Below are 14,366 nucleotides of genomic sequence, written 5' to 3'. Positions count from 1 at the left end.
ATTAATAATAAGAAAGAGATACTGCACTCAATAAACCGAGAGCGGTATCTCTTTCTTATTTTTCTGTTTGTACTACAAAAGTTCTTTTATATAATTCTCTATATCTTTGTCAGTAGAGTCTTTGCTATATCCGGTGATCATTTTCCTTATCACTCGATTTTCATCCAGTATGAAAAAGATCGGAGCGGAACTGGCTTGGTAGGCTTTTACTATTTCATCTGTACCAGTGGTTAGTTTATAATTTATGTGGTGTCTGTCAATGTAGTTTTGAAGTGCGTGCGCTTTTCGTCTCCACGTTTCTATAGCCACAATGTCGAGGTCGCCAGTCTTAAATTCACTTTTTAATTTGTTTAAGAAAGGTATAGATAACTGGCATGGACCGCAGCCTATTCCAGTAAATTGTACAAGTAATACCTTACTTTTGAAATCACTAAGTGATATATTCTGCTCTTTTTCATCTTTTAGAGTCCATGCAGTAGCCTTTTGTCCAACGAGAGATGAGGTAGGAACTGCTCTATTTTCTCCGACTTTTCTAATTTCATAATCCTTTGGGAAATAATCTGATAGTTTGAAATCACTAATTGATAATTTATTGATTTCTACATCCGAACAGGAATTCATAGAAATGTTGTGGTACATTTCCCTACGTACCTGATATGGTAAATCGTTTGATTTACTGATCCATATTTCATAGCCGGAAGTTGGATCCAGGCAATATGGGTTGTCTATTTTATAATCCTTGCCAAAGAACTCGACTTGCTTATCTTCATTGATTACCAATTTTAAGTAATAGTAGTCTTTTTCTTCTTTTAATTCAGTAGTAATATTATCGTTCGTATTTAGAGCATAACGGATTATACTCTTTGTATAGTTGAAGAAAGGAGGTCCTACTAATCTGAAAGGCAGAGATCTGGTTGTGAAGTCATCAATTATTATCCCTTTTTTATCATGAAACATGTGTGATACTACATGACCATCGTAACCAAACTCTAATTTTTTAGTATCATCAGGATCAAGCGCTATGTAGCTTGCTCCAATGGTTGAATCTGCCGGGTTGTTGTATTCATTAATTAATTGGCGGAATTCAGATAGAGGTATAGTATCTCCCGGTTCCCAGGTTTTTGATACGTTGTAATAGCTTGCAGATTCAATTTTCTCAATCTTATTGAGAACTTTCTGCAAATACTCTTTTTTGCCTTCCTGTGCATTAATTGTATTGATAATGAACAAGAAGCAGGGAAACAGAATTAGTTTATTCATCGTGTAGGGAGTTAGCGGTTATCTGCATCCTGCCCCTGGTGTTGAATTTGACTGCCAGGGGGAGGATTTGCGGATAACCTATTATGTTAGAGAGAATTTTTCAGGAAATAATTACTTTATTGTAGTTTGAATATGATAGGGAATGTATACTTTACATTAACTGCCTGCCCTCTCTGTGTACCAGGTTGCCATTTAGGCATATTGGCAGTAACACGGATAGCTTCTGCATCCAATAATGGGTCTACACCTTGACTAACTTTAGGATTGGTAACATTACCATTTGCATCAATAATTACCTCTACAATTACTCGTCCTTGTGTTCCTGCTTTTTGTGCCCCTACCGGATATTTGATATTTTTGGATATATATCTCATAAGTCCTTCCGGGCCACCTGGGAACGAAGGCATTTGCTCTACTACTTCAAATACCTGACCTTCTTCTATAGGTGACTCTTGCCGAGTACCATAACCTACAACCACCGTTTCTTCTATTTTAGGTACAGGCTTGTATTCTTCTTTCTTATCCTCATCCGGTAGGCGGAACATAACAGGGACAGTGTATTTCACCCGAACCGGCTTGCCTTTCTGTGTACCGGGTTTCCAGTTGGGCATTGTACTGATAACGCGTACTGCTTCACCATCCAATTCCGGATCTACTCCACGGATAATGCCTATATTGGAAATGCTGCCGTCTACGTTTACTATAAATTGTACAGTGACACGTCCTTGTGTTCCGTTCTTTTGTGCATTGACCGGATATTTGATATTTTTCGATAAGAATTGCATCAATGCTGTCATGCCCCCACCCGGGAATTCTGGCATTGATTCTACTACTTCGAATACCGGATTTTCCGGATCATCGACAGGAGGATTCAGCCATTCTCTATTCATGACAATCTTCATGTCTGATATGTTTTGAGTTTCGGCAGGAACCTGCACAGCCATTTGTTTTCCATCCTTTTTCCAAACCACTATCATGGGAGTACTTTTAAATGCTTTGAAAGAAAAATTTCCATTTTTATCTGTAACAAATGACTGGTCTTGAGGTAGCTTGTACATGCCATCAATGAAGAATTCAGCTCTTTCGACAGGCTTTCCATCTTTATCCACTACTTTCCCTTTGTAAGCCACAAGTTTATCTTTATCCTGCTGTGGCATTGGCGTTTCTGCCGGTATCGGTTCAGTAGCAGCTTTCATATCCGGTGCCGTTTCGTTTGGCGCCAGATTTTCTTCCACAGCCTCTATGACATCTTTTGCCATCTCTTTCGTGGTACGGGCCACAGCTTCGATGTTACTGATAATCATTAGTAAGGCTGCCAGGGGGAGAAACATAAGATACTTAGTTCTCCCTATTTCTCGGGTTCTCTTTTTGTTCATCATTTTGATGCGTTTTTTTAAAGGTAATACATTAAAACTGTTATAGATAGTTGCTGCAGCCTTATAGTGAGATAGTCCTAACAGATGATACTGGTAGGATTTGGAATCATGCCCGGTTTCCAGTACACGATTGTCCGCCAAGTATTCCAAATTGGTGCGGATTTCCCGTTTCATGAGCCAGGCAAAGGGATTGAACCAACAAAGTACGCATGCAGTCTCGCTGATGAGTACATCAATGGAATGCCATTGATTGGCATGTGCCTGTTCGTGGGTTAATATTTCGCTTAATTCCTCTTCGGTATGCGAAGCCGGATGAATGAATATCCAGTGAAAGAAAGAAAAAGGTCCGTCTGCTTGCTTAAGCAAGTGTACGTTGGCGTTTCCAATCTTCGTTTTCCGGCTACGGAAAGCCAGCCGGATAATGCCTGCCAGTTGTACAAGGAAGCGACCAGCCAGTAGAGCGACTCCTCCCCAATAAACATAACCAGCCGTTTGGAGCAGGATTGTTTTCCAGTCGAAGGTTGTCTTTTCCGGCGTCAGAGTAAACTCCGGCAAAACGATGTCGGCGTATAAATCTGCCATGGCGACCATAGGTTCCTGTGCCGTAATCCAGGTTTGTATATTTAGTAATGGATAGATGGCGGATACGGCAAAGAAGCAGAGCAGGGCAGCCCTGCGCCACGTGAAGAACGTGTCTTTATAGAAGAATAGCCGGTAAAACGCATAAAATAGCGCGATGGCTACATTGATTTTTAGAAAATAGGCCAACATCTTTTTCTGAATTAAAAATTAAGAATCAGGTAGGTTATCTTTTTCACTCTTTTCCTTTCTCAATCATATTGATGATCTCTTTCAAGTCGTTGGTCGAAATCTTTTGCTCTTTGGCAAAGAAAGAAACCATTTCCTTATACGAATTTTCAAAGTAATTACGCACAAAGCCACTCATGAACGTACGTTTGTATTCGCTTTCACGGATGGCGGGTGTATATTGGTACGTATTTCCTACGCGTGCGGCTGTAACATACTGCTTACGTTCCAGGTTCTTGACGATGGAAGCTACCGTAGTGTAGGGAGGTGCCGGTTGGGAATATTTGGCAACAATGTCTTTTACGAAGCAACTGCCCAGTTCCCAGATGTAGATCATTGCTTCTTCTTCTTGTATTGTTAATTTTTCCATGGAATAAAAGTTTTTGGATGAATTCAATACAAAGCTACGAAAGTTTCGTAATAAAGCAATGAACAGTGAGTTAATTAATCTAAATGCTTATTTCTATAGCTGGAAGAAAGTGCGTTTCAAGGGACTAAAATAAGTATGCATATCCCTCTCCCAGAGACTTTTTGATTATTTTAAGTGCCTTGGTGATCTGTGCTTCTACTGTTTTAACCGAGATATTCATATCATCGGCAATTTCCTGGTTTGCCATTTGTTCCTGCCTGCTTTTCAGGAATACTTCGCGGCAGCGGTTAGGCAAAGTACATATAGCTTCTTGTATCAGTTTGTTTAGTTCCTCTATTTCTAAGGTAGGATACTCTTTGTACTGCAGGGTTTCATGCAGGTTTTCATCCAGTGTTGTTGTTTGTTTCCGATCTCGTAAGGCGTTGAAGCACCTGTTGCGGGCAGCCTGAAAGAGATAAGCTTTGAAAGATAACCTGATATCTACCTGTTCCTTGTTTTCCCATAGATAAGTAAAAATATCCAGTGCAAGCTCTTCTGCTTCTGCAAAGTTATCCAGATAGATATTGATATAACGACATAATGGTGTAAAGTAATTGTCAAAGAGATGCTTAAAGGCATGTTCATCTCCTTCTTTAATTAACTTCAATAAAAGAATATCGTCGTTAGTGGCCATGGTCATCAAGTTATTTTGCAAAGTTAAAAAGTAATTATGATTTTCCAAATCTTCTTTTATTACTATCTGAAAAAAATGTGTTTTCATAATAAGAAATATATTCTGCTCCTGTTCTGTTTGTCGTTTTTTAACGAATACTGTCTGCTATGTCTTAAACCACTTATGGTAAACTTTCAATAAAAAAAATCAGGTTTTCGAAAAAAAAGAGCTTTTTAACGTAAGGGTGGTAGGTTGTTTTTGTGTCATTATAGTATGAATGGACAAAAAGAACAATATGATAAGAGAAATACCATGGAATTTGATTATTTCGAAGTTGAAAAAGGAAAGTTCTTCGGAAGAAAATAATCAACTCGAAGCTTGGTTATCCGATAGTGGTAACCGTGAGTTGTTCGAGGAACTCCAAGACCTTTGGGATAAAATACAAAGCAATGCTTCCAGCTATACGCCGGATTCGGCATATTATTGGAAAGAACTTAGTCGCCGGATGAAGACTGGTAGTTCGACACCAGTTGTGAAGCCTGGCCGGAAGTCAACCTTCCATATATGGAGATATGTTGCGGCGGCATGTATTGTTATAGTGGTATGCTTTTCGTTTTATCTGGGACAGTGGGCAGGTACTCCCGAAGAGACTTTGCTGGAATATAAAAGCATGGGAGGAAAGTCTATGGCATCTTTACCGGATCAATCTTCCGTATGGCTGCATAGTAATACGAAGTTAACATGTGATATACAACACAAGAAAGAAGAGCGTGTGGTAACTTTGCGTGGGGAAGCCTACTTTGATGTGGCTCATGATAAACGGAAACCGTTTATTGTACAAACAGATGGGGTACGTATTGTTGTCCATGGTACTAAGTTTAATGTAGAAGCCTTTCCGGACATGGAGAATATCTATGTCAGCCTGTTAGAGGGGTCGGTTTCACTGGATACGGAAAACGATCACCGTTATCTTGCACCCGGTGAGATTGCGACTTATAATAAGAGTAGTCGAAGATTGTCTGTTACCAAGGATGATGTACTTTTTGCCGCTTCCTGGACTAAAGACCAGATTGTCTTTGAACAACGTTCTCTGCAGGACATCTGCCGTTTCCTGAGGAAATGGTATCGTGTGAAGATCGATCTGGATCCTACTATCGCCGATAGTATCCACTATACCTTTACGTTGCGTAACGAACCTTTGGAGGAAATACTCAGGTTGATGGCACGCATCAATCCGATTGGGTATACGTTTAATGAAAATAATGAGCTCAGTATTTATAAAAAGTAAAATGTTAAATTCTAACCCTAAAAAGAATCGCCTATGCACAATACTGTGAAGTAAACTAATGTTACGGGATGATAACGTTCATCCTTATTTTCTATCACAATTATTCTAATTATTTTAAATCTAAAAGAAAAGCATGATTCTAAAAAAACGTGTAGCATTTTTATTGCTACTAATTCTTTGTGTGCCCTTATCAGCACAAGTAAAAGAGAAGCTAATTACTGTAGACTTCTCCGATCTTCCTCTTTCAGAGGCTATTAACCGCATAGAAAAAGTCAGTCGATACACTTTTTTCTACGATGCCAATCAGGTGGATGTAAAGCAGAAAGTAAGCTTGAAAGTGAAGAAAGCTACTGCTCAACAGGCAATGAATACCATGTTGAAAAACACGGACCTGAAATATGAGGTTACCAATACGCAGATAGCTTTGTTTACTAAAGATAAACCTGAGACTTCGGGGCATGAAATCACTATCAAGGGACAAGTGGTAGATGAAAATGGAGAACCGGTTATAGGGGGTAATGTCATTGCCGAAGGTACTACCAATGGTACCATCACCAATATTGATGGTTATTACACCTTGACTGTGGCTCCTGATGCCCGGATTCAGGTATCGTATATCGGTTATACTACGCAAACGCTGAAAGCCGGTTCCATTCCTTCCGTCATAAAACTACAGGAAGATTCCAAGCTCTTGCAGGAAGTTGTGGTGGTAGGTTACGGTACGATGAAAAAGCAGGACCTGACCGGTGCGGTAGCTTCTATCAAAGGCAGTGATATGGAGAAAGAACAACGCCAGACCATTCAGGATATGCTACGTACAGGTGTTGCCGGACTTTCGGTAGGTATGGAAACTGATGCGAAAGGCAATACAAGCATGATGATTCGTGGTAAAAGTACGATTGCTGCCAGCACTGACCCGCTGATTGTTTTGGATGGTGTTATCTATAGTGGACAGATGACGGATATTAATCCGAATGACATAGAGCGTGTAGATGTCCTGAAAGATGCCAGTTCTGCAGCCGTTTATGGTGCCAAGGCAGCTAATGGTGTGGTGTTGGTTACTACCAAAAAAGGAGGAGGCAAGAAGCCGACGATCAGTTTTAATGGCAGTTGGGGCATTTCGATGGTTAACTCTCTGCCGGAAGTCTATCAGGGACAAGACTTTGTGAATTTCCGTCAGGATGTAATGAAAAGTACCGAATATAAGACTGCTGCCACCGGATACTTTGACAATCCTGCAAATATGAGTGGCACAGAACTGTCTGAATGGCTGGGTACGGATACCGGAAATCCGACTGAGGTATGGCTCGCCCGTTTGAGAATGACTAATACGGAAATAGCCAATTACATGGCGGGCAGAACGGTCGACTGGGAAGATCTGACTCTTCGCACTGCGCTTCGACAGGATTATACAGTCAGCGTATCGGGCAAGAAAGACGAAATGTCTTATTATTCTTCTATTAACTATGTGAAGAATGAAAGTAATAACAGAGGTGGTAAGTATAGTGCTATCCGTGCTCGTGTGAATCTAGAAAATAAAGTGCAGAAATTCCTGACTTATGGTGTTAATGCACAGTTTACGTCGCGTGACGAAAGCAATATGTATGAAAGCGGCAGATCGGTTTATTCAAGTTTTAGTACCTCTTTGTCGCCTTATGGAAATGTTTATAATGAGGATGGTTCTTTGAAACTTTATCCGAATGATAATAACAATGCCACCAATCCATTGTTGAACAGGGCTTATCTGAGTAAGAAGCATGACGTCAATAACTTAAATGCATCCATTTATCTTAAGTTGGATTTGCCATTGGGATTCTCTTTGCAAACAACTTACTCTCCTCGCTTTGAGTGGACTAATTATCTATATCATAAATCAGCAGATCATCCGGATTCCGGCGATCAGGGAGGATTCGTTGAACGCTATGGCATGAAAGACTTCTTCTGGCAATGGGATAATATGCTGAAATGGAATAAGACATTTGGAAAACATGCATTCGACTTTACCGGATTGCTGAACTGGGAGAAATTCCAGCGTTGGAAAACAATTTCCAAGAATGAAGGTTTCCAGCCGAGTGACAATCTGGGATATGGAGGTATAGGCTATGGTACTTCTCCTATTGCAGACAGTGATGATATTTATCGTACTGGTGATGCCCTTATGGGACGTTTGCACTATACGTATGATAATCGCTACCTGATTACGGCTACTGTACGTCGTGACGGATATTCTGCTTTCGGACAAGGCAATCCGCGTGCTACCTTCCCTTCTGTGGCTCTTGGATGGATTTTTACGGAAGAACCTTTCTGGAAGAAGCTGAATGCTGAATGGCTTGAATATGCAAAGTTACGTCTTACCTGGGGTAAGAACGGTAACCGTTCTATTGGTGAATATGCTGCATTGATGCAGTTGGATCCCCGTAAATATATGTATGTAGATCCTGCTACAGGTCAGTTAGTTACTATCAATACATTCTTCTGCTACAATATGGCAAATCCCAACTTGAAGTGGGAAACTACGACTTCTTATAACCTGGGATTGGATTTCACTTTCCTGAAGGGCCGTCTGGGTGGTAGTATCGATGTGTACCATAAGAGTACTACTGACTTGCTGAACAACCGCCAGTTGCCGAGTTTGATTGGCTATACCAGTGTGAAGGCTAATATTGGTGAGATTTGGAACCGCGGCTTGGAGTTGTCTTTACATTCTACCAATATTCAGAACAGTGTGCTGACTTGGCGTACTTCTTTCAACTTAATGTACAATAAGAATACAATCAAACATCTCTATGGCATTATGGAAGATGTAACAGATGCTGACGGAAATGTGATTGGTAGGAAAGAAGCGGATGACATTGACAACGGATATTTCATCGGTCATGCTTTGGATGAAGTATGGGGATATAAATATGATGGCGTATGGCAAGAAAATGAAGCGGAAGAAGCAGCTAAATATAGCCAGATTCCCGGTGATCCGAAGATTCTGGATGTAGATCAGAATTATAAATACAACAATGATGATAAAGTTTTCCAGGGAAATACGACTCCGAAGGTTCGTTGGAATATGCGTAATGAATTTACATTGTTCAAGAACTTCGATATTTCATTCAGTATGTACTCTTACCTGGGCCATGTGAAGAAGATGGACCGTTTCACCAATAACAATGCTTTGCTGAATACGGTAAATCAGATTAAGCGTGACTATTGGACTGCCGAAAATCCGATCAACAGCTATCCTCGTTTAGGTGCGAAAAGTCCGAGCGGTGTAACTTACTATATTTATAAGAAAGCTGACTTCCTGCGTCTTGATAACATCTCTGTGGGATATACTTTCCCGAAAGCTTTGATATCTCCGTTGAGACTGGAAGCGTTACGACTGAACCTGACTGTGAAGAATGTAGGCTACTTTACCGGATGGCCTGCTTACGATCCGGAAAATTCGGACAGCAATACACCGAGAACGATAACATTTGGTATTAATGTGACATTATAAAAAAGGAAAACTGATAATGAAAAAGTTGATAAAATATACATTAGGCTATACCGGTATACTTGGAGTGATGTTCGCAGTAAGCGGATGTTCCGATTGGTTGGAACCTAAGCCTTTGTCCTTCTTTACGCCGGAAAATACGTTTAATTCGTATGAGGGACTGAAAACAAGTACAGATATGTTGAATCGCGATGTTCGCTACTTCGACTATTATCCTACGGCAGGATCGGCCGAACCTTGCATCCTTTCCGAGTATTTCTTTTCAGAAATGAGTGTGAACGGACGTACGGATGCTTCGAATGCTCCTGTAGATTTGATACGGCAAATTAATCCGTCGGCTTCACTGACAGCTAATGCCAGCCAGATAAATAACTATTGGACTTATTTATATAAAGGTATCAAAGATGCCAATACGATTCTCAGCCGTTCCAAAGATACGGAAATGACCGAAGCCCAACGAGGGGAAATAGAAGCATTGAGCTGTTTTCACCGGGCATTCCGCTACTATCGTTTGGTACACCAATATGGCGATGTGCCGTTTATTGTAAATGAAGTGACCGGACCTCGTTACGATTTCTATTCAACGAAGCGTGAGGCTATACTGCGATACCTGAAAGAAGATTTGGACCGTACAGCTCCATATCTGTCTAATGATGTGTATATCGGTATGGTAACGCAGGCTGCTGCCTATCATCTGCTGACTAAGATTAATCTGGCCTTGGGCGAATTTAACGATGCGGTGGAATCTGCTAATAAAGTAATCAATGATGGCGTACATCAATTGATGACTCAGCGTTTCGGCGTGGATAAAAATGATGCAACTAAAAATGTTATTTGGGATTTACACCAATCAGATAATAAATCTCTGCCTGAAAATAAGGAATGTCTTTATATTGTAATCGACCGCTATGATGCAGGTAGTGATATGCGTTCCGCTGCCGGACTGGAAATAAAACGCCAGCTGGTACCTTGGTTCCCGGCATCCGGACAGATTACGACTCCTGCTGGAGAGGTTGCTTTTGTCGATAATAACCAGACTAAGAATCCTTATTTGCTGGAGTATGGTCGTGGCGTTTGCTCTTTGCGTTCTACATGGTACCATCAAAATATGATTTGGACATTGGATGATACCGATTTGCGTCATGCACCCGGTAACTGGGTACATGTATCGGACTTGAAATATAATAATCCAAGTCTGGAAGGTAAGTCCGAATGGTATGGAAAGAATGTACAATTGTATAATGAGAAAGGTGCTCTTCTGGTTAAAGATACGATTCGTTGTTGGAGTGGATGGCCGCATTATAAATCCAATGTTGCTGACCAGAAAGCCAGTTGGTGGCGTGGTGGCTGGGCAGATTGGTATGTCTTCCGTCTGGCAGAAACCTACCTGCTCCGTGCAGAAGCGTATACTTGGTTGGACAAGCCGGATCTGGCTGTACAAGATTTAAATAAAGTACGCGAACGTGCCGGTGCACGTCCTTTGACTGCCGATGAAGTGAATATCAGTCAGATTCTGGACGAGCGTGCCCGTGAACTTTTCTATGAAGAACCGCGTAAGTGCGAACTGACCCGTATTGCTTACTTATTTGCTAAGACTGGCAAAGCAGATGAAAAAGGACGTACGTATTCTATGGATAAATTCACGGAAAATAACTATTTTTACAACCGAATCATGGACAGAACGGAATTTTATAACAAGGGCGTAAAGAACTCTGTAGGTAATACGTATACGATTGCTCCCCACAATGTACTTTGGCCTATTGCTTTGAAAGCTATTTCATCCAATGTGGAGGGACATATCAATCAGACTCCGGGATACGATGGTTCAGAAAATAATATTGAACCGATGGACACTCCGAATGAGTAATTTATTTGAGATGAATAGAATAAAGAAACTTTTATTGGTAGTACTCCTGTCTTCTGTGGCAGGAGTTACTTCCTTTGCTCAAAACATCAACGAGACGGATGTTAAAAGTATCATGAAGCGTGTTGCCGACTGGCAGATCGCTAATCCCAATAAGGATGCGGAACATGATGACCTGGACTGGACGCATGCCGCTTTATATATGGGAATGGTGGACTGGGCTGACCTCACAGAAAAGGAAGACAGTGACAGTACTTATTATAAGTGGTTGCTTCGCATCGGGCAACGCAATCATTTTCAAGTTGGAAAGCGGATGTATCATGCTGATTTTATTGCCGTAGGACAGCCTTTTATCGACCTTTATATAAAATATGGCAATAAGAAAATGATTGCTCCGGTAATGGCGCGTGCCAATTGGATAGTGGACAACCCCGCTGAAACAACTTTGGAATTAGACTATCGCAAGTCGGAGACGCTGGATCGCTGGTCCTGGTGTGATGCATTGTTTATGGCTCCCCCTGTTTATGCCAAACTCTATGCATTGACTCAAAACAAGAAGTATCTGGACTTTATGAATAGGGAGTACAAAGTAACTTATGATTTCTTGTATGATAAAGACGAACAGTTGTTCTACAGAGATTGGCGTTACTTTGGTAAGAAAGAAGCGAATGGCAAGAAGGTATTCTGGGGACGTGGTAACGGATGGGTTTTAGGTGGTTTGGCCGAAATCTTGCAGGTACTTCCCAAAGAGGAATCTTCTTATGATTTCTATAAACAACTATTTGTTACATTAGCCACGCGTGTAGCTGAATTACAGAGCCCGGATGGATACTGGCATGCCAGCTTACTAGACCCTGCATCTTATCCGTCGCCCGAAACAAGTGCAACCGGATTTATTGTCTATGCGCTTGCTTATGGAGTGAACGAAGGATTGCTGGATAAAGCTTCTTTTATGCCTGCAATAGAAAAAGGTTGGAAAGCACTGGTAGATGCGGGGGAGCCGGATGGAAAGCTGGGATATGTTCAGCCTATCGGTGCCGATCCGCGTAAGGTGACGCGTGAAATGACGGAAGTCTATGGAGTCGGTGCATTTTTGCTGGCAGGATGTCAAATCTATAAAATGATAAACTGAATATGAGGAAAGTATTATTTGGTATTTGCTTGATCGTATATTCTCTGTTTGGTAGTACAGATGTTTGTGCACGTGATGTAATCTCTTTCAATAGTGGATGGGAATTCAAGAAAGGTCCTTTTGGTACAGAAGCTATGCAGGTTGCGCAGAAGTGGAGTGGGGATTGGGAGAAAGTTGAAATTCCCCATACCTGGAATGCTAAAGACATGCAAGTGAAAGAAGCTTCTTTCTATGAAGGGGATGCCTATTATCGTAAAAAGTATATGTTTCCTGAAAGTATGAAAGGCAAACGTATATTTTTGCGCTTCGAAGGTGTCGGTTCGTGTGCCGAGGTTTATATTAATGGCTATCTGGCTGGCACACATAAAGGAGCTTATTCGGCTTTTGCATGCGAAATCAGCGGTCAGGTAAAGTTCGGACAAGAGAATGAAATTATAGTAAAAGCGGATAATACGGCACGTCCTGATGTTATTCCTGTCAATCACAACCTGTTTGGAGTTTATGGAGGAATCTATCGTCCGGTATGGCTGGTGGTGACTGAACCGTGTAGCATCGTTGTGACAGATTATGCTTCTCCGGGGGTGTATGTTACCCAAAAGAATGTTTCCAAGCGGTCGGCTGAGGTTACTGTGAAAGTAAAACTGGACAATGGATCATTGACACCCGTACAGTCGGAGTTGGAAAATACGATTTACGATGGCCAGGGTAAACAGGTGAAAACACATCGACAGAGTTTATTGTTGACCCCACAGGGGACACAAACCTACTCTTCAACCTTCAAACTGAACAATCCGCACTTGTGGCAGGGGCGTGAAGACCCTTATTTGTACAAAGTTGTGTCTCGTCTTTGGCAGGATGGTAAAGTGATTGATGAGATGGTACAGCCGCTGGGACTTCGTAATTATGAAATAGTGGCAGGGAAAGGCTTCTTCCTGAATGGAAAGAAATACCCGATGTATGGCGTGACTAGGCATCAGGACTGGTGGGGGCTAGGCAGTGCTTTAAAGAATGAGCACCATGATTTTGACCTGGCAACCATTATGGATCTGGGCGCAACTACTGTTCGTTTTGCCCACTATCAGCAATCCGATTATTTATATTCCCGTTGTGATACGTTGGGCTTGATTATCTGGGCGGAGATTCCTTTTGTGAACCGTGTTTCCGGAAAGGAGTGGGAGAATGCGCATCAACAGATGCGTGAACTGGTTCGACAGAGTTTTAATCATCCTTCCATTTATATATGGGGTACTCACAATGAGGTTTATCACCCGCATGGATATACAGCCTCTTTGACGCAATCTCTCCATGATCTTTGTAAGACCGAAGATCCGGACCGCTATACCGTATCCGTCAATGGGTATGGACATGCCGATCATCCTGTTAATCAAAATACGGATGTACAGGGCATGAACCGTTACTTTGGCTGGTATGAGAAGAAAATTCAGGACATAGAACCTTGGGTGGAGAAATTGGAGAAGGAATATCCCTGGCAGAAACTCATGTTAACGGAATACGGAGCGGATGCCAATATAGAGCATCAGACAGAATATCTGGGTGATGCCCTGAACTGGGGAAAACCGTTTTATCCGGAGACATTTCAGACTAAAACACATGAATATCAATGGAGTGTTATTTCTAATCACCCTTATATTATAGCCTCTTATTTGTGGAATACATTCGATTTTGCAGTCCCAATGTGGAAAAGAGGGGGCGTACCTGCACGTAATTTAAAAGGATTGGTTACCTTTGACCGTAAGATAAAGAAAGATTCTTATTTCTGGTATAAGGCAAACTGGAGCAAAGAGCCGGTACTTTATCTGACACAACGGCGAAACGTAAATCGTGAAAAGAAAGAAACTACCGTAACCGTATATTCCAATATAGGAACTCCTAAAGTTTACCTGAATGGAAAAGAATTGACAGGGATACGGAAGGGATATACAGATGTACATTATGTGTTTGATAAGGTTACTTTGGAGTCTGGGAAGAATATACTGAAAGCAACTGTTTCTTCCGGTGGCAAAGAATATACGGATGAAATAGAATGGATGTACAACGGAGAAATGAAAAGAGAAGCTGATTTTTATGAGAACAAAAAGGAACATGCCGGCTGGTAATACTTTTTTGAAC

9 protein-coding genes are annotated in these 14,366 nt (G+C 41.3%); 5 read left to right on the top strand and 4 right to left on the bottom strand.

Annotated features, from left to right (window positions below):
• Positions 1-72: 72 nt before the first annotated feature.
• From DWW10_RS18265 to DWW10_RS18250, 4 genes are all read right to left on the bottom strand, one after another.
• Positions 73-1,260, bottom strand: a complete 1,188-nt coding sequence (locus DWW10_RS18265; protein WP_022391827.1) for a peroxiredoxin family protein — start codon at positions 1,258-1,260, stop codon at positions 73-75.
• 116 nt (positions 1,261-1,376) lie between these two features.
• Positions 1,377-3,407: a M56 family metallopeptidase gene (locus DWW10_RS18260; protein WP_118422025.1), complete on the bottom strand. Its 2,031-nt coding sequence runs from the start codon at positions 3,405-3,407 to the stop codon at positions 1,377-1,379.
• A 43-nt stretch (positions 3,408-3,450) separates the two neighbouring features.
• The gene (locus DWW10_RS18255) at positions 3,451-3,813 is read right to left on the bottom strand and encodes a BlaI/MecI/CopY family transcriptional regulator (RefSeq protein WP_022391825.1); all 363 of its coding nucleotides are present in this window, start codon (positions 3,811-3,813) and stop codon (positions 3,451-3,453) included.
• Between the two features lie 124 nt (positions 3,814-3,937).
• Entirely contained in the window at positions 3,938-4,486 is a 549-nt protein-coding gene (locus tag DWW10_RS18250; protein WP_022391824.1) for an RNA polymerase sigma-70 factor, read from the bottom strand.
• A gap of 274 nt (positions 4,487-4,760) precedes the next feature.
• On the opposite strand from DWW10_RS18250, the gene DWW10_RS18245 reads away from it, so the two are divergent.
• From DWW10_RS18245 to DWW10_RS18225, 5 genes are all read left to right on the top strand, one after another.
• Positions 4,761-5,753, top strand: a complete 993-nt coding sequence (locus tag DWW10_RS18245; protein ID WP_022391822.1) for a FecR family protein — start codon at positions 4,761-4,763, stop codon at positions 5,751-5,753.
• 133 nt (positions 5,754-5,886) lie between these two features.
• Complete coding sequence (locus DWW10_RS18240; protein WP_022391821.1) at positions 5,887-9,243, top strand: TonB-dependent receptor; 3,357 nt, start codon at positions 5,887-5,889, stop codon at positions 9,241-9,243.
• Between the two features lie 16 nt (positions 9,244-9,259).
• The gene (locus tag DWW10_RS18235; RefSeq protein WP_022391820.1) at positions 9,260-11,107 is read left to right on the top strand and encodes a RagB/SusD family nutrient uptake outer membrane protein; all 1,848 of its coding nucleotides are present in this window, start codon (positions 9,260-9,262) and stop codon (positions 11,105-11,107) included.
• Between the two features lie 19 nt (positions 11,108-11,126).
• Positions 11,127-12,236, top strand: a complete 1,110-nt coding sequence (locus DWW10_RS18230; RefSeq protein ID WP_409012374.1) for a glycoside hydrolase family 88/105 protein — start codon at positions 11,127-11,129, stop codon at positions 12,234-12,236.
• Between the two features lie 2 nt (positions 12,237-12,238).
• Positions 12,239-14,353: a glycoside hydrolase family 2 protein gene (locus tag DWW10_RS18225; RefSeq protein ID WP_022391818.1), complete on the top strand. Its 2,115-nt coding sequence runs from the start codon at positions 12,239-12,241 to the stop codon at positions 14,351-14,353.
• Positions 14,354-14,366: the final 13 nt, after the last annotated feature.

Origin of the sequence: Bacteroides intestinalis (assembly GCF_003464595.1) — a bacterium.
In the GTDB taxonomy this organism is placed as follows: Bacteria; Bacteroidota; Bacteroidia; order Bacteroidales; family Bacteroidaceae; genus Bacteroides; species Bacteroides intestinalis_A.
This window is presented reverse-complemented; position numbering and strand designations above follow the sequence as displayed.